The following is a 24,582-nucleotide window of genomic DNA, read 5'->3' as shown; positions in this document are numbered from 1 at the left end:
TCGGGGTCAGGATCGGGGTCAGGATCGGGGTCAGGATCGGGGTCAGGATCGGGGTCAGGATCGGGGTTCGGTGGTGGCGATTGCGCCAAAATTTCTGTGAGATCGATCGCCTCGTTATCGCTCTCGTCCGTTTCGGTAACTCCCAGCGGTGGCATCACGAGAACGGTGTTTTCTAACCTTCCCGAAGCATTCGCATCGACGGTTCCGCTCACTTCGAGGACGATCGAATCGTTTGTATCCAAATCCAACCCCGTCCAAGCCCCAGTATTGGGATTGTAGTTGCCTTCACTGGGGGAAAACACCGGATCGATCAGTTCCGGAGGCAAGTTTTCCGTTAGGTTCACCTGATTGAGAACGGCATCGCCCAAATTTTGGACTTCAATGGTGTACGTCAGAGCGTCGCCAGGGCGAACTTGTTGTTTTCCATCGGTTTTGGAAACCACCAAATCCGTTTCTGGCGTAGTTTCCACCAGCACCGTATTTTCATCCGTGGCGGTGTTGTTGCTCTCGTCCAGTTCCGTCACCGTCGAAGGAACTTCTACCGTGACAGTATTTGTAATGGTTAGAGGGTCGTTCGGATCGACGGTCAAACTGTCGTCAATATCTCCAGTAAGAGTCAACGTCACCGTTTCGCCGGATTTGAGAGTTAACCCCGTCCACTGGCCGGAACTGGCGTCGTAACTGCCGTTCCCGTGGGTATCGAATTCGACGGAGGCGGCAACAAGTTCGCCAGGCAGGTCGTCTTCGAGAAGAAATTCTTCTAACAGCGACGGTCCGTCGTTAGTGACTTCGATGGTGTAAGCGACGGTGTCGCCCGGGGCAACGGTCGTTTGTCCGTCAGTTTTCGTCACCCGCAAGTCCGTTTCGGGGTCAGTAATTTCCGTATCGTCGTCCGTCGATTCATTATCGTTCGGGTCGGGGTCGATAATCGAATCGGGTGGGTCGATGGTTACGGTATTACCTAAAAACGACCCTACGTTAGCGTCGGGGTCGATAGTTGCGGTGACGGTAAAGACCACGGAACCGTTAGCGGGAACCGCCACCACTTCGTCAATATCCCCGGTTCCGCTGTCTGTGGTGCCGTCGCTACTTTCACTCGTCCAAGAAACATCGACGAGGGTATCGGGGAGGTCATCGACAACACTGACATCGGGGGCGTCTGTGTTGCTATCGTTAACCACTTCGATGGTATAGACCACTTGCGACCCCGCCGGGGCGCTGGTAACGCTATCGGTTTTGCTGACGCTCAAATCTACGACCGGATCGTTTCCGATAACTTGAGTATCGTCGTCGGTCACTTGCAAGCTATCGGGGGGATCGGCGCCTGGCGTCGGAGACGTGAGGTTAACTCCCGACGGCGGTAAAATGCTGACGGTATTGGCCAGGGTTCCCACTGCCGCATCGGTGACGGTGGCTGTAATGGTGTAGGTCACTTGAGCGCCGCCGTCGAGATTCACCGTAACATCGATATCGTTCCCGCTTCCCGACTCATCTTCAGGAGTGGGAAAACTTCCGGTTCCCTGAGTGATTTCAGCTTCCCAGGTTACGTTGGTTAAGCTGTCGGGAACGTCATCGACCACGCGAATCCCTTGCCCCAAACAAGAGGGGCCGTCACCGGAGGATTGATTGGTAACGGTAATGGTATAAGTGAGGGTGTCGCCGACGTTAACGCTGGTGGTGTCGTCGGTTTTCGTGGCTGTGAGGTCGATTTCGGGGGTTGGTGTCGGGAGGGAAGCGAAGTCGGAAAATGTTACTTCGCCGTCGAGATCGGCGATATAGGTGGCTTGTGCGTTGCTGGGATCGAGTCGATACAGTTTGAATTCGTTATCGTTGGGATCGTTGGGCGTTTCTTCGCGAACAGTGGTGTAGAGATTTCCATCTTCGCCAAAGGCTAAGGAACCCGCCTGAGTTTTCGGAAGTCCCGTATCGCCAATGAAAGTGGCGTTAATTTGGGGTAGAGGGTCGTTGGGATTGGGATTGACCGGTATATTGCCAATATCGATCGTGTAAAGCCAATAAATATCTTGTCCGCCATCTCTCCCGGCTACGGAAATGTAAAGGCGATTGGGATTTTGAGGATCGGGATTAAAGGCCAGATCGCCTCCACCATTGATAAAAGGAGGATCTCCCCCTTGAATGTCGGCTACTGCTTTGGCTTCTCCCGTGTTGGGATCGATGGTATAGAGAATGGTACTCGGCGATGTCATGGCATAGATGGTTCCATCGCTCGATTGCGCCATTTTGCTGAAGCCAAAGTTTCCCGTCGAGACGCCGGTGGTTTGGGGAAGCAATTGGGCGTTTGCCGGATCGGGATCGCTGGGGTTCCAATAGGCGACGCGAGCTGTACCGTCGGCTTCGAGACCGATATAGTACAAGTTGCCAGCGTCGTTGGGATCGTTTGAGTCGTGAAATCTCGCTAAACTCCAGGTGGGAAAGTTGGTTTGACCGACAACGGTTGAGGTTCCGTCTTCGAGATTCAGAATTCGGATATTGTTATCGTTGTCGATGCCATATACGAGATTGGAAACGCATCCTAAAATTTCCTGATAGGCTACGACTACTTCTTCCCGGAAGGGGATCGCTGCTCGTCGAATACCGATACAAACGTCGAGATGCCAGGGTTGGCCGCCTCCGATAACGGTTTCGGAGGCACTGACGGGAACTTGCAGCAGTCGCTGCAGGCGATCGAGAAACCGCCGCCCTTCTACGCCTGCGGCAACGCGACAGCCATAGACGAGAACTTCACCGTCGGGACGTAAGGCACGACGCCAACGGGCAATTTGCGAGCCGTACTGGCCGAGGTTGCTCTCGTTGAGTTCGCTAATTCCTAGGGCGATCGCACCGGGTTGACCGTGGCTGACAATGTGGAGTTCGCCTAGGTTTCGGTAACGCTGTAAAATTTCGGTAATTTGAACGATCCCGTCTTGCAGGGGATCGAGAACGATCGCTTCGCTGCCGGGAACGAGTCCCGCGATCAAAGCCGATGCTCCTGCGACATGGGCATCGACGAGAACGAGCCGCTCGAGGCGGGAAACTACCGTGTGGGTAAAACGGGGTAGATAATGCATCATCATTGATTTCGCAGCATCCTGACAAGCTGGCCAGACGCCATCCAGCACGTCGAAATCAAGCTACCTTTCCTAGGAAAGTAGCTTGCCTCACTCAAAATACGATCGACTTTGTTTCGCTATCGGGGAGCGAGAACGCCGTTTTATGTACTCGGCGAGGGTAGACACACACCCGGACAATTGACTCTCAATTGTTTCGTCTTCGGGTTTTTCGGGTTTGGGCTTGGCTCGGTGGAATTACGAAAGTTATAGGATTCGAGGTCTGATACCCAAACAGGGGCAATTGTTCTTTCACGTGGATTTTCCTACAACCATACTAGACAACAATATATGAAATCAGTAACATTGCGTAGATAAACTTCATCGAAACTTTATATAAAAGCCGGAATTGCAGAGTTTTAATGAAGGATTGCGAGTGCAATTCTAGGTATCATGAAATTACTTACGTATTTTCACGCATGGCTCTCCATGCATACGGATAGCACAAGTGGAGAACGATCGCATCTCAAGATTCACCGTCAGTCAACCCAGGGGATACGCTTGCTCGAGAAAGGCTTCCGCCCGTTGTTTTTGGGTCTCAACATCGGCACCGTCTTGACGAAAAGTACCGTCGAGCGTCGCCGCCAACAAATCCTCCAGCATCGCTTTATACTGCGGTCCGGGTTTGTATCCCAACCGCTTTAAATCCCGGCCGTTGAGAATCGGTTTTACCTGCGACCACTCTACGAAATATCGCCAAATTTGTCGGCGAATCTCCCTCGGACTCGACAACGCCACCAGCATGGCACTGGGCCAGTCGTGCTGTCGCAACGCTCGCACCACATCGCTGGGACAGCGGGACACCGACAAACGATCGATAATATCCTCCCTCGCCGAGGCTAACTTTTCCAGCCTTTGAATGCTGTCTTCGGGAAGTTGCAGGTGTCGCGCCACCGTTCCCCGTCGATCGAGACGAACGTGAGATAAAATCACCTCTAACAGCATTTGCCAGAGCGGAGGCGAAGCAATAGGCGATCGATCGCGCGTTTCCCGAAAACGATGCCACCAGCGATCGACCAGCCGCACCTGCCACCACATCTGACGAGTCAGCGCCAACCCCGGATCGACACATTGCAACGCCCGCAACTCGTCGATCTTTTGTAACGCCGACTTCCAATAAGGCGCCTCCAACAGATATCTCAACTCGTTTTTCAAGCGGGTTTGCAGCCCCGGAAGTCGATCGATCTCCCCCTTCGACCCCTCCCCATCGCCGTAACGGGATCGATCGTACACACCACTCTCGATCGCATGACGAATATACCCCTGCGTCTGCTCCTCAATCTCAAACCCCAACCGCACCGCAAACCGCACCGCACGATAAATTCGCGTCGGGTCCTCAATAAAACTATTCGGATGCAACACCCGCACCCAACCGTCCCGCAAATCTAACAATCCCCCGAAAAAATCCAACAAGCGACCGCCATGAGGACGAGTCAACCGCAACGCCAAAGCATTAATCGTAAAATCGCGGCGGTAAAGATCCTGACGAATCGAACTGGCTTCGACCTCCGGATTCGCCGCCGGATAGGGATAAAACTCCGTCCTCGCCGTAGCAATATCCACCCACAGGGAATCGAACACCGGGTCCTTGTGCCACAACAACGCCGCCGTTTGAAACCGTCCGTGAACGTCCAACCGCGCAGCAGAATGAGTCTCTTGCAAAACCTTCGCCAACTCCACACCCGCCCCCACCGTCGCCGAACGATGGAAACCGTCCACCACCAGATCGATATCTGTTAAATTCACCCGTACCCGATCGAGTGGCGTTCCTTGCGAGTTCGCCCTTTGAATCGCCAAAAGCAAATCCCGCACCGCCCCGCCGACGAGATACAGGTGCCAACCGCGCTCTTCTGCTGCGTTAGCGGCTTGTGTGAGTAAGGCCCATAATGGCTCGGAGAGGCTCGATCGAACCATCTCCAGTAAATCCGCTTCCCGTTGTCGGGTAATGTTGTCGATCGCCCCTTTCCCCGTTTCCAAACCGCGCCGTTCCGAAGGTCCCAGGGGACAGAGTTGGGTACTGTTTTGATGTAACTCCCGCAAAACGTCGGTTCGAGTCACGATTCCCACCAACGCCCCATCTTCGAGAACCGGGAGGCGTCCGATATCGTATGTCACCATCAACGACTCAATATCGGGGAGTAACGTATCCGGTTCGATGGTTTTCAAGCGCGTCGACATATACCCCTTAACGGGAGCGTGGTTGAAACCGTGATGCAGAGCAATATCGAGATCTCGCCGAGAAATGACCCCTACGAGATTGTCCGCTTCGTTCACTACAGACAATCCGGAATGGCCGTAACGCAGCAGAATACGATGGGCTTCGCCAATGGTGGTTTGGGGGCGAATCGTCCGCACGGGAGAGGACATAATATCCCGTGCTGTCGGCGGTGGGGGAATCTGTTGTTTGAGTTCTTCGAGTAAGGTTTTGATGACTTCTTTGGAATCGGCGTTTCTCAATTGCGCCGATGCTGCTTTGGCGTGTCCGCCGCCGCCAATTTTTTGAAAAATGCGGTTGAGGTCGGTTTCGGGAACGTGCGATCGCCCGATGGCGGCGATTCGCGGTGCGTCGCCGTGGGTGGCGTACTCATGAACCAGCACGATCGCATCCGTATCCGTCAGTTCCAACAAACGCGACGCCAACCCCGCCAAACCGGGAACGTATTGCGGCGTCCGCAACAGAACCGAAGCAATATCGTACCCCCAGACCGTTTCAGTTTCCACCGTCTCCAACGCCTCCGACAGCAAACCCTGTAAATTGTCCGACAAACCGGGTTCGATGTACTCAGCCACCACCGGAACGCTGGCACCCTGTTTCATCAGCCACCCCAACGCCAGAGCATCTCGCGGCGTACTGTGGTCGTAAGTCAGCGAACCGCTATCGACGTGAATTCCCAACGCCATCACAGTCGCCTCGTGAACCGTCAAACTCACCCCTCGTTCTTGGAGTTTCTCAGCCACGAGGGTGGTCACCGCCCCGAGGAGTTCGACTTGGCGCAGAGTCGCGGGGATATCAGAGTCAGCCGTGGGATGGTGATCGTAAAGGGCGATTTCTTGGACGTGAGGCGCGTCCAACCAATCAGCAGCTTTCCCCAGGCGATCGCGAAATTGAGTATCCACAACAGTAATCGAACGGATGCGATCGGGATTCACCGATCGCCGTTCAATTAGCGGATACTCATCTCGATGCAATCGCACAAACTCTTCCACCCCCGGATGACATCCCCCCGTCAACACGATACGGGAACCGGGACGCAATCGCGCCAATCCCACAGCCGCGCCCAGGCTGTCGAAATCTGCTGTAGTGTGACAGAGTATTAGATCCATAGATGGTGCGATTGGTGCTATCGGTGCGATCGGGATGATGGTGCGATCGGGGAAATGGTGCGATCGGGGAGAAACGGTGAACTGTCTTCACTTTTCCCTCTTCCCTCTTTACTGATGAAGCCTCATCATCTCATCATCTCCTCACCTCATCATCTCCCTTACGCGCTTCCGAGTAATTGCAGTTTGTACAAACTCGCGTATAGTCCGTTGGAGTCGAGGAGTTCTTCGTGACTTCCGGATTCGACGAGTTCGCCGCGTTTGAGGACGAGAATTCGATCGACGTTGCGAATGGTAGACAGACGGTGTGCGATGACGATCGCGGTTCGGGTTTCGAGAAGGCGATCGAGCGCCTCTTGAATCCAGGCTTCGGTTTTTACGTCTAAGTTGGCGGTGGCTTCGTCGAGAACCATAATCTTCGGATCGCGAATCGCCACTCGCGCGAAGGCTAACAGTTGTTTCTGTCCGCCGGAGAGGTTGGTTCCCCGTTCTCGCAGTCGCGTATCGTACCCTTGGGGGAGTTGTTCGATGAATTGCGAGACGTTGGTTTGTTCGGCGGCGGCTTCGATTTTCTCGATCGGATAGGTTTCGCCTAATGTAATGTTACTCTTGACGTCTCCGGCGAACACGAATCCGTCTTGTAAAATCACGCCGATATGTTGGCGCAGTTCGGACTGACGCAAGTTGCGAATGTCGATTCCGTCGATGAGAATTCGACCTTTTTGGGGTTCGTACAAGCGACACAACAGCCGAATAATCGAGCTTTTCCCGGCTCCCGTCGGTCCGACGAGCGCCACTTTTTCGCCGGGACGAATGGTGAAGTTGAGATCGCGAATTACGTATTCGTCGGGTTTGTAGCCGAACCAAACGTTCTCGAACCGGATTTCGCCGCTGGCGTTGGATTCGATCGAGGCGATTTGGTGTTGTTCGGGATCTTGAATGTCGATGGGTTCCTCGAGTAAGTCGCTGATGCGTTCGATGGCGGTAAATCCCGATTGTAGGGAGGTGAATTTGTCGGCGAACTGACGCAGGGGATCGAACAACCGCTGGGCGAAGAGAATGAAGGACGCCAGCAAACCGAAATTCATCGGGTTGTCCATGACGAGATTACCCCCCAACCAGAGTACCCCCGCGATCGCCACCAGGGAAATCCATTCGAGGGTGGCGGAAACGGCGGAATCGTGAAAGATGGTGCGATCGACTGCTTCGATGTACTGTTGGTTGATTTGGCGAAAGGCTTCGGAGTTATAAGGTTCTCGTCGGAACAGTTGCACGATGCTGATTCCGACGATGTTCTCTTGTAGGGAGGAGTTGAGGCGCGAGAGTTCTTCGCGCGCGCGATAGTTGGCTTTGCGAAATTGCTGCTGGAAGTAAATCACCACCACCGACACGGGGATTAACATCATCACCAACATCAGCGCCAGTTGCCACTGTACGCTAAACATGACGATGACGATGACTAAAATGGCGGCTAAGTCGGAGACGATTCCGATCGCTCCGGTGGAGAAGACATCGCCGAGGGCGTCTACGTCGCTTGTCAAGCGGGTGATGAGTCGTCCGACGGGGGTTCGATCGAAGAAACTCGAGGACAGAGAGGTGACGCGATCGAAGAGATCGTTGCGAATCTGCATCGTCATGCGCTGTCCGACGATTTGCACCAGGAAGCTTTGTATGCTGTCGAGAATCGATCGCAGCGCGATCGTCAAACCCAGCAATCCCACGAGAATGGCGATTCCGTCGGAAAAGGTTCTCCCCTCGAGGAAAAAGTACGTGGGTTCCTGACGGATGAAGGAAATGGTTTGTCCGACGAGAATCGGCTGAACGGAACCCGCCAACGACAGGGGAATTAGCAAGACAAACGCCATCCACAGGAGTTTTTGGTGGCGTTTGGCGTAGGGAACGAGACGTAAAAAGAGCCGCCAGTCGTTTTCGCGGCGTCTTCGCGCGGTGCGATCGCGGAAGCGGTGCGTAGCACTATCGGAGGTCATAACGGGCTGGTTGTCGGTAGTCGATTACTCATTATCGCGATCGCCGCCCAATTCGCGCAAACTCGGAGGCTCTCTTCTCGATGGCTGTGGGGCGCGTCACCGACTCGATATCGATAATTTCGTCGGAATCGCGATCGAAAGTCTATCTTTATCGGATGAAGCTGCATCCTCATCTCAAACCGCAGTTTCTCATCTTCCGACACAAACCTCTGTGTCTCTGTGGTAAAAAAACGCCAATTCAAGTGCGAGAAGCCGCCGATCGAAAGTCTAGATTTCGCGACAGAGAACCTTTTCCCCAAAAGCGAACCCCGGTATCTCGCAGACACCGGGGTTCTGAGAAACAGAACGCTATAAACTCAGTTCAACTCGCTTCGGGAATCGTTACGTCGATCGCCGTCACTTCGGTATCGGGACTCAAACTCGATAGCGGCGGATCGATCGCCTCGGAAGTCCCCACCACTAACGTCACCAATTGTTCGGGATCGAGATATTCCTGCGCCACCCGTTGCACGTCTTCCACCGTCGTCGCGCGAACCCCCTCTTGATATTGATAGAGGAAATCTAACGGATAGTCGTAATAATCGTATCGTACCAATCGCGACAGGGTTTGAGAGGGATCGGCGAAATTAAACACGAACGAGTTTAACGTCGAATCTTTCGCCAATTGCAACTCCTCTTCGTCGATGGGTTCGTTGCGAATGCGATCGATCTCGGCGCGAATCGCCTCAATAAACGGAACCGTCGCCTCCGATCGTGTTTGTCCCCCCGCCACGAACACCCCAGGATAATCGTATTGAGCGCCCCAATACGCATACACCGAATAGGCTAACCCTTGGCGCGATCGAACCTCGTTGAACAACCGTCCGCCAAAACCGCTCAAAACGTTGTTCATCACCCCCAAAATCGGATAATCGGGATTCGATCGCAACCCGCCGAGATGTCCCAATTCGATATAACTTTGAGTCAGCTGCGGTCGATCGACCAAAAACACCCCGCTCTCGCGAGCTTGCGACACCTCCGGTAACTCCGGAAGCGGCGCAGAAGCGGGCTTCCAATCCCCCAATTTCTCCGAAATCAACGTTTTGACCGCTTCGCTGTCGAAATCTCCCACAATCCCCAAAATCGCGCGATCGGGGGCGAAAAACTGCTCGTAAAACGAAACAATATCCTCGCGACGGATATTATTCAGCGTCTCGTATTCCGTCGTTCTCGCGTAAGGACTGGTTTCCCCATAAATCAGCTTTTGAAACTCGCGATCGGCGATACCTCCCGGTTCGTCGTTGCGCCGCGCGATATTCCCCCGCATCTGATTCTTCGCCACCTCGATTTTATCTTCCGCAAAAGCGGGTTGGCGCAACACCTCCACAAACAAATCGAACACTTCCTCGAAATCTTCGCTGAGGGCGCTAAAACTCACGCTTCCCGCCGTCGAACCAATCGACGATTCCACCGAAGCGGCGTTCTGTTCCAGAATACGGTTCAACTCGTCAGCAGGGTGGTTCTGGGTTCCCCCAGCGCGGATGACATTCCCCGTCAAATTCGCCAACCCCACCTTATCCAACGGCTCGAACCGACTTCCCGTCTCAATCAGGGCGTTTCCCGAAATTAAGGGAAGTTCCCGATCTTCAACCAGATACACCGTCAAGCCGTTATCCAGTTGAAACCGAGTGTAGTCGGGAAGTTCCAGTTCCCGAAGCGGCGGAAATTCCAATTCCGTATAGTGTCTCGGCGTCGCGGCGACGGAAGCGGCGGGATGAAACAGGTTGCTGACGACGAACCCCACCGCGAACAGCATCGCCCAGTAGGGACGCAGGTGTTTGGTCCAAAGACGACGCCAGAGATGGCGCCCTCTCTCCATTGTTTTTCGTTTGCTCATGTCGATTTCGTGTGTATCTTGACTCGGACTGCTTTCGGAGCGAGTCTCAATTTCTCGGAACCCTTAACCGTCGATGGGTAACAGTTTTCCGATGGTGCGGTTTTCGGGAACGAAGGTTGCTTTCGCCACGCGCAAAATGTCTTCCGCCGTCACGGCTTCGATTTGTTCGATTTGACGGAACAGGTTGCGCCAATCTCCGGTTTTCACTTGGTACTCGACGAGCAACCTCGCCAAGCCGGAGTTGGAATCGAGCGATCGCAACAACCGCGCTTTGGCTTGGGTTTTCACGCGCTCGAGATCGGCCTCGGCGACGGGTTCGCGCGTCAGTTTTTGAATTTCGGCTTGCAACGCCTCTTGCACCTCCTCAACGCTGTGTCCCGGTGCAGTCAAGGCGTAAAACAGTATCAAATTGGGAAATTTATCCCCCGGAAAGCCGTTAAAGCCTTGAGCGGCGAGGGCGATTTGTTGGTCTTCTACGAGAGACTGATACAGTCGCGAGGTGCGTCCGTCGCTGAGAATGGCGCTTATGGTGTCGTACACGGCGTTATCGGGATGGTTCAACGCCGGACGGTGGTAGCCTTCGAGATACCACGGCTGGCTCTGGAAGCGGACTTCTACGGTGCGCGGTTCGCTTTGCGGCGGTTCTACAGCGGTGACTTGCGGCGGCGCCGGTTTGGGTTCGTACCGTCCGAAATAGGTTTGAGCCAGTTCTTTGACGCGATCGGGATCGACATCTCCCACCACGGCGACGGTGAGGTTGTTGGGAACGTAGTAGGTTTGGAAAAATTCCTCGACGTCTTGACGGGTGAGTCCTTGGATATCTTCGGCGCTACCAATGACGGGTTGTTGGTAGGGGTGAACCTGAAAGGCGGTATCGATAAATTCTTCGATCAGTTTCCCGATGGGAGAATTGTCGGTTCTCAGGCGTCGCTCTTCGAGAATCACTTGCTGTTCTTTGTAAAATTCTCGAAACACGGGTTCGAGGAACCGCTCGGACTCCAGAGACATCCAGAGTTCGAGTTTGTTGGCGGGAAAACTGTAGAAATACCGCGTTGCGTCGGCGGAGGTGGCTGCGTTGAGACCGACGCCCCCCGCTTGCTCGACGATCTGTCCGAATTCGTTTTGAACCACGTATTCGGAGGCTTCTGCTTGTACGCGATCGAATTGCCCTTGCAGTTCTTCGATTTTCGTAAGATTGTTTTCAGATTTTGCCGCTTCGATTTTTTGGTGTAAATCGTCGAGTCGATCGAGCAGCGGACGCTCTTTCTGATAGTTCGTCGTGCCGATTTTTTGAGTACCTTTAAAGGCTAAATGTTCTAAAAAGTGGGCGATGCCCGTTTGACCCGGAACCTCGTTGACACCGCCGACATCGGCGTAAGTGATAAACGAGACGATGGGCGCTTCGTGACGCTCGAGAACGATGAATTTCATGCCGTTCTCTAGGGTGAATTCGGTCACGCGATCGATGGCGCGATCGAGATAGGGTTGAATTGACGCCGCCCGCGCTGGAGCGGGGGCAATACTTAAGGTGGCGAAAAGTAACGCCAGACAAGCCAACGCCACGATCGATCGCCAGGTTTGACGACCACAGCTTTTCAACTTTTGAAGATAGGATGGGATCGAATACATAACATGATGATTCCGAACGCGATCGAACTTGGATCTCCGAGTTTGGAGATATATAACTTCCTATGACAATCTGTGAATCTTTCGTCGAGGAACCGACAATTTAATTCACAATACTGTTACAAGGCACACTGACAATTGCATAGTTTTGTGAAGACAATGAAAACGATACACGCGACGCGAACCCCCGAATCGGAAACCCGCACGCGCATTCTCGCTTCCGCACGAAGATTGTTCGCCCGTCAAGGATTTGAAGGAACGACGACCCGCGCCCTCGCCCGTGCGGCTGGCGTAGCCGAAGGCACGCTCTTTAGACATTTTGACAATAAAAAGGCGATTTTGGTGGAAGTGGCCACCCAGGGTTGGGTGGAACTGCTCACGGATTTGCTCACGGAACTCAGCGAAATGGGCAGTTACAAGGCTGTTTCGCAAGTCATGCAACGCCGCCTCCTCCACCTGCGGGACAACGCGGATTTGATGAGAGTCTGTTTCCTCGAAGCTCAGTTTCATCCAGAACTGCGAGAACGCATTCAGAAGGAATCCATCGAAAAAATGACGGACGTAGCGGAAGCCTTCGTGCAAACGGCCATCGATCGCGGTATCTACCGCCCCATGAACCCGAGATTGGTGGCGAAAGTCTTCCTGGGAATGTTCGCCATTTCCGGCTTCAGCTACGAAACCCTTATGGGCGAAAATCCTTCACCGCAGACGATGAAGGACATGGCTGAAGGACTGGCCGATATTTTCCTCAACGGCGTTCTCGCCAAAGACATCGAAGGGTAGGGCGAGACAACTGTGGTTGGTCAACGGACTTTTCACGTCACACCTTCGAGGAGGGTTAAGCCTTTTGGCTTAACCCTCTTGGGATTTTCCGCTTTTACATCAAACGCGGCATTTTCTTCTCTTTATTGAGCTTGTAATACCGCTCCCAAGCCAGTTTCGCCCATCTCGCCCAAGCTCCTTGAGGTGCGATCGCTTTCTCGTCGTCCCGATAGACGAACACGGCTTCGTCTCCTAAATCCATCACGCACAAAATGTGCATATCCTCCCGAAACGACGCCCGAGGAAACTGTTCGTTGACCTGTCGCTCGATGTTTTCCGCCGCTGTCCGCGCCATCAGTTCCGCTAGGTGTCCTTGACGCGCCCGCCACGCCGGACCCTCGAAAAAGGAACAGTCGCCGATGGCGTAACAATTCTCGAGATCTTTGACTTGGGCGGTATCGCTGACGGGTACGAAACCCGCTTCGGTCAGGGGTAAATCGGAATTCTTCAACAGGGGATGTCCCGCCATTCCCGGTGTAAACACGGTTAAATCGCTTTGGATTTCGGTGCCGTCTTCAAACACCACCCCTTCAGCGGTAAATTCGGTGATTTTCCGCCCCGTCATCGTGCGGATGTTGCGTTTCTCGAACAGTTTGGCAATTTGCGCCAAGCCTTTTTCACCGAGGCGTTTTCCGGGCTTGGGAGAGGGGGTGAAGAAGATTAACTCGAATCGATCGCGCAAGCCTTTTTGACGCAAATAGGTATCGAAGTTGAACGTCACTTCAAACATCGGACCGCCCCGCACCGCCGTGGAATCTTTGGGATTGCCGCTGAACCCACAAGCAATCGTTCCATGACCCCGCTCGACCAATTGGAAAAACTTCTCTTGAATGTCGATGCCGTCTTGGGGCGATCGACACACCGTCCGCGTGTGTTCGATGCCCTTGGGTTTGAGTTTGGAACCCCCCAACGCAATCACGAGATAGTCGTACTCCCGTTTTTGTCGATTGGTGATTACATATTGTTGCGAGCTATTGACTTCTTGAACTTCTTCTTGTAAAAAATTGAACCCGTGAATCTCCGCCAAGGGGGGAATCGGTAAACTGAGGTCTTCCACGGTTCGATGTCCCACCGTCAACCAAATGGAGGCGGGATAAATATAGAGAAACTCTCGGTTGGAAATCAGATCGATTTGCGCTTTCCCCTTGAGGCGTTGGCTGAGATTGATGGCCGCTTCGACGCCACCCATGCCTCCACCGAGAACGAGAATTTTGGGGTGAGTAATCATACTTATTGAGAATTTACGTCAAGAAAAAAGGAAAAAAATATAGGGGTCTGTGGAGACGCCGGGTTGACGCCTATTTGAGGGTTTTCCACCACTCCATCATACCGCCCGAGACGTTGTAAACTTGGCTGAACCCCTGTTTCGCCAGTTGTTGCGCTGCGATGGGACTGCGATGAGCGGTTAGACAGACAACGGCGATGGGTTCGTCTTTGGGGATCGATCGAAACCACTCGGGCCACATCCACTTCCGCAACAAGGGCATCGACCCCAACATCACTCTCGGAAGGCTAAGATTGCGGGCGTTGGGGGCGTGTTTGGCGGAATATTCCAGCTTCGATCGAACGTCGATGAGAACGGGCGGATTGGGGAGGTTGACAAACTCTTGGGGGGTGATGTCCGTTACCGTTTCTGCACGAGTAGCGGTGGTCATCGCTAAACCTCCTATTCAAATTGTTGGCAAGATTGGGAAAAGTCAGAGCAGAACACACTGGGTTGGGAAACACGCGATCGTTATCGAAAGTGTCTGCTCTGACAAGACTGTACGGGTAGTAACGCTCTACGTGCGATCGGCACGATGGCTCCCTCACTGATTTCACTATATAACTTTTTAGTTAACTATGCAAGTAAACTTTTTTTGCAATTAGCGATGAAGTTTCTCAGGATTCTCGATCGAATCTGAGAAACCCAGCCTCGAAGACCAGATCCAGTTTTCCAAGTCGATTTAATCGTCACCAATGCCCATGGCACCACGAAATCCGGTAATAATCCGCGTTCCATCCTTAAGGACGTGAATTTCCATCTGGTCGCTCGCCCAATCGAGGCGATTCTGAAACTCAGGATTGAGAAACCGAACCCGTTGATTTCGCGAAGACACCAACGACGTCGGGTCGTTAATTGCCTGAGATTCTACATAAGGACCGTCAATGAGAATATCGAGCTGTTCGAGTAAGGCGATCGCTCCCGGCGGAGCCTTCTCTCCCTGCAACTCATCTAAGGTAAACCCACTAAAAGACATCACGCTCAATCCCTTCGCTTTCACCCGTCTGCCCAACTCCGCCAAAGCGGGAGCTTGCCAAAACGGCTCGCCACCAGAAAAAGTAACGCCTTCGTTATTGGAATTACTCGTAATGCGTTCGGCGAGGTCTTCGATAGAAACCACCTGATTGGGTTCAAAAGACCAAGAACTGGGATTAAAACAACCGGGACATTCCCGCAAACAGCCCTGAACCCAAACCACCGCCCGTTTCCCGGGTCCGTTGACTTCGGACTCGTCTACGTAGCCCATAATATTCAGATGTCCGGCCGGAATTTTAATGTCCTGAACCATCTTTCCCTCCATCTCAACATTTCTTCTGGTGAAGCGGCTGGGGGCGCTGCGTGACGAGTTCTCGGTTTCATGGCGACACCCGATGTTTCACGTCACGCACCCTACGAAGAAAGGGGGAATTGAATTCCCCCCGAAAAAAACCAGATCGAACGATTGCAGGTTGCAGCGATTAGCCGCCGATATTCGGTGCGTGAGACATCGAAATCGGTTGGGCGTCACCGGAAGCCAACGTCCACGGGAAGTTGTGAGCGTTGGGGGCGTGCATCACTTGGATGCCCAGGTTCGCCCGGTTGATGAGGTCGGCGTCGGTGCGGATGACGCGACCTTGAGCGTCTAACACGGACTGGTTGAAGTTAAAGCCGTTGAGGTTGAAGGCCATGGTTCCGACAGCCAAAGCTGCGAACCAAATACCGATGACGGGGAAGGCGCCGAGGATAAAGTGGACGGAGCGGCTGTTCCGCATGGCTAAGCTCGGCAGAGTCAAGCGTCCCCAGAAGCCTGCGTGTCCGACAATCAGGTTGTAGGTGGCTTCTTGTTGTCCGAATTTATAGCCTTCGTTGGCGGATTCGAGTTCGGTGGTTTCCCGAACCAGGGAAGAGGTCACGAGAGAGCCGTGCAGGGCGCTCAGTAACGCGCCGCCAAACACGCCGATGACACCGAGCATATGCAGCGGGTGCATCATGATGTTGTGTTCGGCTTGGAAGGACATCATGAAGTGGAACGTACCGGAAATGCCCAAGGGTAAGGCTTCGGAGAAGCTACCTTGACCGACGGGATACACCAGCAGGACGGCGGTGGCTGCGGCAGCGGGAGCGGAGAACGCTACGGCAATCCACGGACGCATTCCCAGGCGATAGCTCAGTTCCCACAGCCGTCCGAGATATGCCCAGATGGCGATGAGGGCGTGGAAGACGATGAGCTGGTACGGTCCGCCGTTGTACAGCCATTCTTCAATGGAGCCAGCGTCCCAAACGGGATAGAAGTGCAAACCGATGGCGGCGGAGGTGGGAACGACGGCAGCGGAAATGAAGTTGTTACCGCCGAGAATGGAGCCGATGACGGGTTCGCGGATACCTTCCATGTCTACCGGGGGGGCGGCCAGGAAGGCTAAGACGAAGGCCGTGGCAGCGGCGAGGGCAGTGGGAATTAATAGGACGCCGAACCAACCGATATAAATCCGGTTGTCGGTGCTGGTAATCCAGGCGCAGAGTCGATCCCATACTGCCCAGAGATCGCCCTCTCGACGTTGGCGAATATTTGTAGCCATGAGTCCAAATACCTAATGAAAAATGATACAGAGGTATCGGATCGAATTTTGGAAATTATGTAATGACGATCGCCCTTTCAGGTTTGGAGAAAGGGGATAGTCGAGCGCCGAAATGCAAACAAGCGATCGCCCAAATGAGAAAATATGAGGTCGAAAGAGGATTTTTCGGGGCGAAAAACCTTGCTTGATGCGCTCTAGTTTCGATTCGATACGATTTCCGAACGAAAGGTTGCCAATAACGGGGATTCGCGTCAACATTCTTGGTTTTTGACTTTTCGATCTTTGACGCGCGATCGCAACCTCAGAAAAACAAAACCGATATGGCTTTATTCTGTAATTTATTCTATGGTTTTATTCTTAAAATGTCAAACCCTTCTACCCTAATTTTGTATAAAAAACAATAGCGTTTTGTGAACTATATTTAAGAAATGATTCTAGATTTTACGATGTAGTGAGTATCCTGAATGCTTATAAAAAAAACATTAAGAAAACTCCATCCCGACCGAAGAGGGATGGAGTTGAATCGAACCGATTTCAGACCGATCTTAGGAATATTGGGTTTGTCAGAGACGCCGACTCGCGTCTATAGACAAGGTTTGACTTTAGCCGTTGACTTCAGGAGCGCTCAGAGCAATGGGTGCAGCGTCGGTAGAAGCCAAGTCCATGGGGAATTGGTGAGCGTTGCGCTCGTGGATCACTTCGATACCCAGGTTGGCGCGGTTGAGTACGTCAGCCCAGGTGTTGATGACGCGACCTTGAGCATCCAATACGGACTGGTTGAAGTTGAAGCCATTCAGGTTGAATGCCATCGTACTCAGCCCCAGAGAGGCAAACCAAATCCCGACCACCGGCCAAGCACCCAGCAAGAAGTGCAGCGAGCGGCTGTTATCAAAAGAAGCGTATTGGAAAATCAGACGACCGAAGTAACCGTGAGCGGCGACCAGGTTATACGTTTCTTCTTCTTGACCGAATTTGTAGCCTTGGTTTTGAGACTCGTATTCAGTGGTTTCGCGCACCAAGGAGGAGGTGACGAGAGAACCGTGCATTGCGGAGAACAGAGCGCCGCCGAAGACCCCAATCACACCGATCATGTGGAAGGGATGCATCAGGATGTTGTGTTCGGCGCTGAACACGATCATGAAGTTGAAGGTTCCGGAGATACCCAGCATCAGACCGTCAGAGAACGATCCTTGACCGATGGGGTAAATCAGCAGAACGGCAGTTGCAGCAGCCACGGGAGCCGAGAACGCCACGGAAATCCAAGGACGCATCCCCAGACGGTAGGACAGTTCCCACTCGCGACCCATGTAGGCGTAAATGGCAATCAGGAAGTGCAGAACGATGAGTTCGTAAGGACCGCCGTTGTAGAGCCATTCGTCCAAACTAGCAGCTTCCCAAAGCGGGTATAAGTGCAAGCCGATTGCGGCAGAGGTCGGAACGACCGTTGCGGAGATGATGTTGTTGCCGTCTAACAGCGAGCCGGTGATGGGTTCGCGAATTCCGTCGAGATCGACAGGAGGCGCGGCAACGAAAGCCAAGATAAAGACAATTGCGGCTGTTAGAGCGGTGGGGATCAGAAGAACGCCAAACCAGCCCACGTACAGGCGGTTTTCCGTACTCGTTACCCAGTTACAGAAACGCTCCCACAGATTGTATTGGTGTTGCGTTGTTGTGGTGGTCATAAAAAAACCTCGTTAGGGTTCTGACAACAGACTCACGATTAAAGTTCGATGGTGTTGACATTGAACTCGAGGAACAATCTTATTGAACCGTATTCCTAGATGGTTGTCAACTAAATAACTATAAGGTTATTGAATAGGACGGGGCGTCCGACTTTCTCGAGAGCAATCGTTTGGGAGATGGGGAGATGGGGAGAGGCGATGAGGGGGTGATGGGGTGAGGGGGTGATGAGATGAGGAGAAATTGTCAATTATTAATTAATTATCCATTATCAATTCTCTTCGCTGTACTCCCAGATTTCCCAGACGATCTCGCGCGATCGAATCTCTCGTCCGATTTCCTCGGCGACCTGGGAGAACTCCCACATCGCCTTCTCTTGTGGCGTCGCGCAAGGTTCGGGGAGTTGTAGGCGTAACTGTTCGCTGAGACGCAATAAGGCTTTTCCGGTGGTTTGGTCGGGTTCTTCGACGGCTAACAGGCGTTCTCCGTATCCTCGCAGCCAATTCGTCCACTGTTGGATGGACACTCGCGGCGATAAGTCCGCTAAAAATGCCGAGACTTCTGGGGCGCCTTGGGTGGTTCGCTGTAACAATTCTGCCAACAGTGGTTCGTATTCCTCTTCTGAGAGGGGCGGTAAGGGGCGATTTTGCAGTTGTCGTCCGTATTCTCCGGCGATTTCGCTGAGTCGGCCGCAGTTGAGTTCTGCTAAGCGGACGAGACGCTGACTGAGTTCTCGATGGGGAATGGAGGAGGAGAGGAGCCGTTTTCCGAAGCGATGCAGCCAGGAGTGGAAAAATCGATCTTCGGTTCGATGGCCGATTTCCGCTAACAGGCGATCGCGCGTCCACCCTGACGCCACGCCGTCGAGAACCTCCATTAAAAGCTGTTCGTATCCTGCATCGCTCATCGGTGATATTTGGGGTTCCGCTGGCGGTTCTGGCGTCGGCGTTCCGAACAGACGGCGGACGAGGTTTTTAATCCATTGCCAAAGTCGTTTGAACATTAAAAGTGGAGATTTAACTACCTTATATATATAGTTGTGGAGAGTTGCTGTAAATCCTCCCGATCGCCACTTGTCCCGTTTCGCTCTGACTTCTTGGCACTTCACGGACAAGCCTTTCGTTCTATCGTCGCCATCGCAGATAGCTCAAAACCGGGACTTGGTAGTATTCCAAAATCAGCCACGTTACGCAGGCTAGATGGCTGAAGAAGGTGAGGATTGCCCAAAAAATGGGAAAAATACCCAACGGACTGCCAGGAAGCGGCGGAAAGGCGTAAGCGGCCAGGCTGACGATCGCCGTGGGAAAGAGGACGAAGGCGATGGCTGCGATCCAAGCCTCCCAATTCAAGCGCACGTCGTCGCGATGGGAGACTTTCCAACGCTGGCCGTTCCAACGCCAGGTTAACGGCGGGGAGCGATCGACGACTTGAACGGACTGTTTGGAGGGATTGACGGCGAAGATATGGTGACAGACGTCGCATCCGAACGCTTCTGTCAGCGTCAGTTCGGACAGGGTTCCGCGCCGACAGAGGGGACAGGGATACTGTTGTCGAAGATCTAAGGGAGTTGGAGAACCTGACATCGTTGGCCGAAAGTCCGTAAGTGAACGAGAAAGCTGCGATCGCCGTACTGTTGGTTGCCAGTGGCGAGAAGCCTTACGATTACGTTAATGCAAAAATTGGCAACTGAGGGGGCTGCGATCGCTTCAAAACTGCGTTTCAAGCCGTTTAAAGGATCGATCGACGCGGCGACGGTAACGCTGGCTCCTCTCAAACCTCTGTGTTTCCTGGGTCGGGTATGGTGAAAAACGAGCCAAAGGCGGTCGATCGCTACCAAGATCCGTCGCAGTGCTCCACCCATAGCCGAAGGCTTGGGGAGTGTCAACTAGGTATGAGCCAGTGAAGCAGGAATCTCCGACCCGACCCGGAACGGGTTGGGGGGAGAGCGTCAATCCCACAATCGTCGTCCTTCCCCAGCGTAGAGGCGATCGTGAGTATCCCGCAGCAGTTGCGGAATCGGCAAATTTTCCGGACAGCGGGGGAGACAGTCGCCGCAATCCGTGCAGCGGTTTCCCTTGCGCCCCGGAAACCAGTGGCCGGCATTTTCAAACATTCGATAGCGATATTTGCCGAAATCCGTCATCTCGTAAGCAACGGCGAGGTTTCGCAGGCGCAACACCTCCGGAATGTGGATCTCTTCCGGACAGGGCAAACATTGATAACACTGACGACAGCGATCGCTCCCCAAAACCGCCGTTTGTTCCTTGTCGAGGCGAGACAAAACAGCTTGTTCTTCTTCCGTGAGGGGATCGACGCGATCGCTCGATCGTAACGGTTCCTCCAATTCCTGGGGATTCGCCGCCCCCAAACTCAACGTCGTCACCCGGCGATCGCTCAACAAAAACCGATAGTTCAACGCCAGGGGCGAAAACGGCTGACAAAGCTGGCGCAGTCGTTCCGAAGGCGCGTACAGCTGTCCCCCCTTGTCCGCTGGAGAAATCACAAACACCCCCATATCCAGTTGACTCGCCCGTTCGATGGCGTCGGCGTGACGTTGGAAAAACAGATAATAGTGAAGGTTGACGAAATCGAACGCCCCCGTTTCCATCGCCGCCAAAATCAACTCCAGGGCGCCGTGAGTCGAAAACCCCACATAACGGACTTTCCCGGCATCGATCGCCTCTTGCACCGCCGCCATGCAGCCGTCTGGGGCTTTCACCCACTGGAGATGTTCCCAAGTGTTAATCCCGTGAATCGCCAAATTGTCGATATAGTCCGTTCCCAATTGGCGTAGGGATTCCTCGATCTCGCGGGCGGTAGCGATTTTATCCGCACGGGGCGACACTTTTGTGGTTAGATAAAGACGCTCTCGGGGAACGCCGACGCCCGCCTTCAACGCTGCCCCGAGATACTGCTCGCTTTTGCCGTACCCCCGCGCGGTTTCAATGTGATTGATGCCCCGACGGACTGCCTCGCGGACGGTGTTCGCGGCGTTTTCCTCAGATGCCAAGTAACGCATCGTCCCGAGGGAAAACACCGAAAGATTTAAATTCGTGCGACCGAATCGACGGTATTTCATACAATCGAAAAAATGCTTCGGAACTCGTACTTACAAGTCCGACGACGCCTCACAGTTAAGGGAACTCGATCGGGCGACTGGACTCAACGAGAAATTCCAGTCCAATGATACCCATCTCATCGTACCCATCTAATCGTACTGAGCCTCTCCCCCTTTACCCGATCGCTCGATCAGTTCTTGGGGGCTGAGGTTGTTCAAAAACTCTCGGAATGCCTGACGTTCGGCTTCGTCCGCTTCGCGATCGACTGGAATCGAAGCGTCCGCCACCACTTCTTCCATCACCCAAATTGGCGTTCCCGTTCTCAAGGCGATGGCGATGGCGTCGCTGGGGCGGGCGTCGATTTCCTTCTTCGTCTGTCCTTGAGACATTTGCAACACCGCGTAAAACGTATTGTCTTCCAAAGCGTGAACGATGACGCGATCGAGCTTCAGATTCCATTCTCCCAACAGGTTCACCAAGAGATCGTGCGTCATGGGACGCGGTGGTGTATGATTTTCCATTGCGCTGATAATCGACCTAGCCTGATCTTGGGAGATGTAGATCGGGATGGCACGGCGCTCCTCTGCGTCTCGCAACAACACGATCGGGCTTCGCGTTGCTGCATCTAAGGCTATTCCAGCAACATTCATCTCAATCATCGATTCAGCCTCTCGTTCGATACGGTTGGGGAACAGGGAGAGCGCAAAAGCGATCCCTGAGAATTAGTATGCCTCGATCTTCGATCGGATTCACCTCGATCGCCGGTTTCGTCGGGTTAAGAAACTTGACGAGTCTCGCCGCGACTCTCGGACGTTAGAATTGCTTCGGAGGTGGACAAAGCGTCCATCTGGTCTTCACTTTTCGTTCAGTCTGTTTTCACTGAGGAAGGTACTGTGTTCACCGGACTCGTCCAAGCTCTCGGTACGATCGAATCGCTCTCTGACGGTTACGCCCGCATTCGCTATCGGTCTCAAAATTACGAGGCGATCGCGCGGGATTTGGCGGTGGGAGATAGTGTCGCCGTTGATGGCATTTGTTTGACGGTCGAAACGATCTTAGCGCAAGGCTTTGTAGCCTCAGTGTCGCCAGAAACACTCGCTCGCAGTACCCTCGGGCGTCCGAGTCCCACTCCTACCTCGGTCAACCTCGAAGGCTCCCTGCGGGTCGGAAGCAAACTCGGCGGACATTTCGTCACCGGCCATGTGGACGGAATTGGCTGCTTAGAATCCTCCGTGTTGGCGGATAATTCCTGGGAAATGACCTTTACGGCGCCTCCGTCGCTGGAAAAACAGTGGAGCGATCGCATCGCTCGCTATATCGTCCCCAAGGGCAGCATCGCCGTCAACGGCATCAGTTTGACGGTGGCTGACTGCGACCCAGAAAGTCGTTGGTTTAAAGTGGCCGTGATTCCCCACACCTACGCCGAAACCAACTTACAGGAATTACAACCGGGCAGTTGGGTCAACCTCGAAGGCGACATCCTCGGAAAGTACGTCGAGAAGTTTCTACACTACGGAAAACCCAACTCCAACGGAGGAGAAAACAGACGAGAAAACGGCTTGGAGACCATTTCCCCAGAATTTCTTTCCGAACACGGCTATCTCTAATCGGGTGCTACAATCCCAGGCAGTCAATTGACGATCGATACTACTATTATCACCGCAATTATGAGGTTGAGTCTCCGCTTTGGCGTTCTTGCTATCGTCTTGGCCGCCAGTACGCTGACAGGATGTCAGACCGATCGCAACTCGAATCCCGAAAACGCGGCTGAGTCGGCGGCGACGACTTCCCAGGCGACGGAGAAGGCGACCTCTTCTGAAAATGATGTCGAGCGATCGCAAACTCCCGATTCCCAGACTTCAAATTCGCCGGACGCTGAAAACGCAACCCCCGAAGCCCTTTACGGCCGCTGGGAAGTCCACACCTTTATCACGCCGGACGGGGAAACCATCGATTTGACGGATTTACCTCCCGAACAACGGGCGGATTTGTCCTGGGAACTCACCGAAGACGGAGAAATTCGCATTGGCGACCTCGAAGGCACCTACCGCGTCGAAGGAAACACGATTTACGCCACGAATCCAGAATCGGGAAACATAACGGAATTCGAGTTTACCGTCTCGGAAACAGAGTTATCCGTCATCAAGAAAGACGAAGGAGGCGGCAGGTTGCAGCTCGTCCGCATGGATTCCTAGGGTCGGTTAAACTTTTGGGAAGTCCTTTCGGGACGTACTTTTAGGATTGGCTTTCAAGCTATCTCGTGTTTCGTTCGTCTGTGTCGGTCGGGTTTTTGTCTTCGGTTCTAGGACTTTTTCTATGAAACGGCTGATTTCGATCGTCGTCAGTTTAGGAATTCTGGCGATTATCTATTCAAAAATCGATTTCCAAGGTCTTATCGGCGTCTTTCAAAACTGCGATCGCCTGTGGATGGCGATTAGTTTGGGAATGGTGGTTCCCCTCACCCTGATGACGAGCTGGCGACTTCAGCAATTAATGCCGCGACCGGGATTGTTGAGTTTTTGGGAAGCCAACAAGCTGACCCTCGCCGCCAGCGTTTTAAATATGGTCTTACCTTCCAAAATGGGAGACATTGCTAAAGCCTATTTTATTCGCGATCGCGGTTATTTGAACGGGTCGCTTTCCCTCTCTCTCGTGGTTTTTGAAAAATCCTGCGATATGCTCTCGCTCTTGCTGTGGTGCGTCTTCGGCTTGGCGATTTACTCCAAGCAAGATATTTTGTTTTGGGTCATGGCAGCGGGAGTCTTGGTTGGATTAATTCTGGGTTTGTTACTGCTTGGATCTAAAAAATTCGCAGATTTCTTTTTCAAAAGCGCAAAAAAAATCGCCCCCAAAAAACCGAAAAAGAAATTGGAAAAACTTCATATTTCTTGGGGAGAAATGCACGATTATTTTTGGCGAGACAAACAACAACTCACTCAAATCGCCCTCACGTCTATTTTTATTTGGTTCCTACACCTTCTCCAAATCTGGTTTTTTATCTTCGCCCTCAACGCCAGCGTTCCCTTCGTGGCCAATCTCGCCCTCTCTCCCCTGGCAATTCTCGCGGGATTGTTGCCCCTAACATTTGCCGGCGTCGGAACGCGAGACGCTGCCTTAATTTTGTTTTATCAACCCTTCTTTAACGCCCAAACGGGAGCGGCTCTCGGCCTACTCTGCACCTCGCGGTATTTCCTCCCCGCCGTGGGCGGACTTCCCTTTTTCGGCCAGTACCTCGCCAACGTTCGCGGTACCGTCAAATCTTAAAATGTTGCGGTTTCAGGGAA

19 protein-coding genes are annotated in these 24,582 nt (G+C 53.2%); 4 read left to right on the top strand and 15 right to left on the bottom strand.

Going from position 1 to position 24,582, the window contains the following annotated elements:
- The 5 genes from ACP5D4_RS03220 to ACP5D4_RS03200 form a co-directional block, all read right to left on the bottom strand.
- A partial coding sequence (locus tag ACP5D4_RS03220; protein ID WP_428010182.1) for a DUF4347 domain-containing protein occupies positions 1-3,071 on the bottom strand: 3,071 nt, incomplete at its 3' end.
- Positions 3,072-3,590: 519 nt separating this feature from the next.
- Entirely contained in the window at positions 3,591-6,431 is a 2,841-nt protein-coding gene (locus ACP5D4_RS03215) for a CBS domain-containing protein (RefSeq protein ID WP_428010181.1), read from the bottom strand.
- Positions 6,432-6,589: 158 nt separating this feature from the next.
- A complete protein-coding gene (locus tag ACP5D4_RS03210; RefSeq protein ID WP_428010180.1) occupies positions 6,590-8,416 on the bottom strand; it encodes an ABC transporter ATP-binding protein in 1,827 nt (608 codons plus the stop codon).
- Between the two features lie 361 nt (positions 8,417-8,777).
- Positions 8,778-10,211, bottom strand: a complete 1,434-nt coding sequence (locus ACP5D4_RS03205) for a M16 family metallopeptidase (RefSeq protein ID WP_428010196.1) — start codon at positions 10,209-10,211, stop codon at positions 8,778-8,780.
- A 144-nt stretch (positions 10,212-10,355) separates the two neighbouring features.
- Positions 10,356-11,921, bottom strand: a complete 1,566-nt coding sequence (locus ACP5D4_RS03200; RefSeq protein ID WP_428010179.1) for a M16 family metallopeptidase — start codon at positions 11,919-11,921, stop codon at positions 10,356-10,358.
- A gap of 156 nt (positions 11,922-12,077) precedes the next feature.
- Here ACP5D4_RS03200 and ACP5D4_RS03195 point away from each other — a divergent pair, with 156 nt between their 5' ends.
- The gene (locus tag ACP5D4_RS03195) at positions 12,078-12,701 is read left to right on the top strand and encodes a TetR/AcrR family transcriptional regulator (RefSeq protein ID WP_428010178.1); all 624 of its coding nucleotides are present in this window, start codon (positions 12,078-12,080) and stop codon (positions 12,699-12,701) included.
- A 94-nt stretch (positions 12,702-12,795) separates the two neighbouring features.
- Here the strand turns inward: ACP5D4_RS03195 and ACP5D4_RS03190 are convergent, their stop codons facing one another.
- The 10 genes from ACP5D4_RS03190 to ACP5D4_RS03145 form a co-directional block, all read right to left on the bottom strand.
- Positions 12,796-13,968, bottom strand: a complete 1,173-nt coding sequence (locus ACP5D4_RS03190) for an NAD(P)/FAD-dependent oxidoreductase (RefSeq protein WP_428010177.1) — start codon at positions 13,966-13,968, stop codon at positions 12,796-12,798.
- 70 nt (positions 13,969-14,038) lie between these two features.
- A complete protein-coding gene (locus tag ACP5D4_RS03185; RefSeq protein WP_428010176.1) occupies positions 14,039-14,395 on the bottom strand; it encodes a rhodanese-like domain-containing protein in 357 nt (118 codons plus the stop codon).
- A gap of 291 nt (positions 14,396-14,686) precedes the next feature.
- Positions 14,687-15,292, bottom strand: coding sequence for a 4Fe-4S single cluster domain-containing protein (locus ACP5D4_RS03180; protein WP_428010175.1), 606 nt, complete (start codon positions 15,290-15,292; stop codon positions 14,687-14,689).
- Positions 15,293-15,461: 169 nt separating this feature from the next.
- On the bottom strand, positions 15,462-16,559 hold the full coding sequence (gene psbA / locus ACP5D4_RS03175; protein ID WP_428010174.1) for a photosystem II q(b) protein: 1,098 nt from the start codon (positions 16,557-16,559) through the stop codon (positions 15,462-15,464).
- A gap of 602 nt (positions 16,560-17,161) precedes the next feature.
- Positions 17,162-18,241 carry a photosystem II q(b) protein gene (gene psbA, locus ACP5D4_RS03170; RefSeq protein ID WP_428010173.1) on the bottom strand — a complete coding sequence of 360 codons (1,080 nt, stop codon included), beginning with the start codon at positions 18,239-18,241 and terminating at the stop codon, positions 17,162-17,164.
- Positions 18,242-18,510: 269 nt separating this feature from the next.
- A complete protein-coding gene (locus ACP5D4_RS03165; RefSeq protein ID WP_428010172.1) occupies positions 18,511-19,242 on the bottom strand; it encodes a hypothetical protein in 732 nt (243 codons plus the stop codon).
- 121 nt (positions 19,243-19,363) lie between these two features.
- Positions 19,364-19,822: a hypothetical protein gene (locus ACP5D4_RS03160; RefSeq protein WP_428010171.1), complete on the bottom strand. Its 459-nt coding sequence runs from the start codon at positions 19,820-19,822 to the stop codon at positions 19,364-19,366.
- The gene (locus ACP5D4_RS03155; protein WP_428010170.1) at positions 19,798-20,013 is read right to left on the bottom strand and encodes a hypothetical protein; all 216 of its coding nucleotides are present in this window, start codon (positions 20,011-20,013) and stop codon (positions 19,798-19,800) included. The genes ACP5D4_RS03160 and ACP5D4_RS03155 overlap by 25 nt, the downstream gene beginning before the upstream one ends.
- A 174-nt stretch (positions 20,014-20,187) precedes the next feature.
- Entirely contained in the window at positions 20,188-21,318 is a 1,131-nt protein-coding gene (locus tag ACP5D4_RS03150) for an aldo/keto reductase (protein WP_428010169.1), read from the bottom strand.
- 129 nt (positions 21,319-21,447) lie between these two features.
- Entirely contained in the window at positions 21,448-21,957 is a 510-nt protein-coding gene (locus tag ACP5D4_RS03145; RefSeq protein WP_428010168.1) for a bifunctional nuclease family protein, read from the bottom strand.
- Between the two features lie 234 nt (positions 21,958-22,191).
- On the opposite strand from ACP5D4_RS03145, the gene ribE reads away from it, so the two are divergent.
- The 3 genes from ribE (at position 22,192) to ACP5D4_RS03130 (ending at position 24,562) form a co-directional block, all read left to right on the top strand.
- Positions 22,192-22,905, top strand: a complete 714-nt coding sequence (gene ribE / locus ACP5D4_RS03140; RefSeq protein WP_428010167.1) for a riboflavin synthase — start codon at positions 22,192-22,194, stop codon at positions 22,903-22,905.
- A 60-nt stretch (positions 22,906-22,965) separates the two neighbouring features.
- Positions 22,966-23,493, top strand: a complete 528-nt coding sequence (locus ACP5D4_RS03135; protein ID WP_428010166.1) for a hypothetical protein — start codon at positions 22,966-22,968, stop codon at positions 23,491-23,493.
- Positions 23,494-23,614: 121 nt separating this feature from the next.
- Complete coding sequence (locus ACP5D4_RS03130; RefSeq protein WP_428010165.1) at positions 23,615-24,562, top strand: lysylphosphatidylglycerol synthase transmembrane domain-containing protein; 948 nt, start codon at positions 23,615-23,617, stop codon at positions 24,560-24,562.
- Positions 24,563-24,582: the final 20 nt, after the last annotated feature.

It is taken from the genome of Baaleninema sp., from assembly GCF_049974805.1.
Taxonomy (GTDB): Bacteria; Cyanobacteriota; Cyanobacteriia; order Cyanobacteriales; family Geitlerinemataceae; genus Baaleninema.
Note: the sequence above shows the minus strand (reverse complement) of the source record. Positions and strands in the feature narration are given on the sequence as shown.

Bases quoted from the DNA above. Each gene is read 5' to 3' on its own strand.
- ACP5D4_RS03215 (WP_428010181.1), bottom strand. From the start codon at position 6,431: ATGGATCTAATACTCTGTCACACTACAGCAGATTTCGACAGCCTGGGC.
- ACP5D4_RS03210 (WP_428010180.1), bottom strand. From the start codon at position 8,416: ATGACCTCCGATAGTGCTACGCACCGCTTCCGCGATCGCACCGCGCGA.
- ACP5D4_RS03205 (WP_428010196.1), bottom strand. From the start codon at position 10,211: ATGCTGTTCGCGGTGGGGTTCGTCGTCAGCAACCTGTTTCATCCCGCC.
- ACP5D4_RS03200 (WP_428010179.1), bottom strand. From the start codon at position 11,921: ATGTATTCGATCCCATCCTATCTTCAAAAGTTGAAAAGCTGTGGTCGT.
- ACP5D4_RS03195 (WP_428010178.1), top strand. From the start codon at position 12,078: ATGAAAACGATACACGCGACGCGAACCCCCGAATCGGAAACCCGCACG.
- ACP5D4_RS03190 (WP_428010177.1), bottom strand. From the start codon at position 13,968: ATGATTACTCACCCCAAAATTCTCGTTCTCGGTGGAGGCATGGGTGGC.
- ACP5D4_RS03185 (WP_428010176.1), bottom strand. From the start codon at position 14,395: ATGACCACCGCTACTCGTGCAGAAACGGTAACGGACATCACCCCCCAA.
- ACP5D4_RS03180 (WP_428010175.1), bottom strand. From the start codon at position 15,292: ATGGTTCAGGACATTAAAATTCCGGCCGGACATCTGAATATTATGGGC.
- psbA (WP_428010174.1), bottom strand. From the start codon at position 16,559: ATGGCTACAAATATTCGCCAACGTCGAGAGGGCGATCTCTGGGCAGTA.
- psbA (WP_428010173.1), bottom strand. From the start codon at position 18,241: ATGACCACCACAACAACGCAACACCAATACAATCTGTGGGAGCGTTTC.
- ACP5D4_RS03165 (WP_428010172.1), bottom strand. From the start codon at position 19,242: ATGTTCAAACGACTTTGGCAATGGATTAAAAACCTCGTCCGCCGTCTG.
- ACP5D4_RS03160 (WP_428010171.1), bottom strand. From the start codon at position 19,822: ATGTCAGGTTCTCCAACTCCCTTAGATCTTCGACAACAGTATCCCTGT.
- ACP5D4_RS03150 (WP_428010169.1), bottom strand. From the start codon at position 21,318: ATGAAATACCGTCGATTCGGTCGCACGAATTTAAATCTTTCGGTGTTT.
- ACP5D4_RS03145 (WP_428010168.1), bottom strand. From the start codon at position 21,957: ATGATTGAGATGAATGTTGCTGGAATAGCCTTAGATGCAGCAACGCGA.
- ACP5D4_RS03135 (WP_428010166.1), top strand. From the start codon at position 22,966: ATGAGGTTGAGTCTCCGCTTTGGCGTTCTTGCTATCGTCTTGGCCGCC.
- ACP5D4_RS03130 (WP_428010165.1), top strand. From the start codon at position 23,615: ATGAAACGGCTGATTTCGATCGTCGTCAGTTTAGGAATTCTGGCGATT.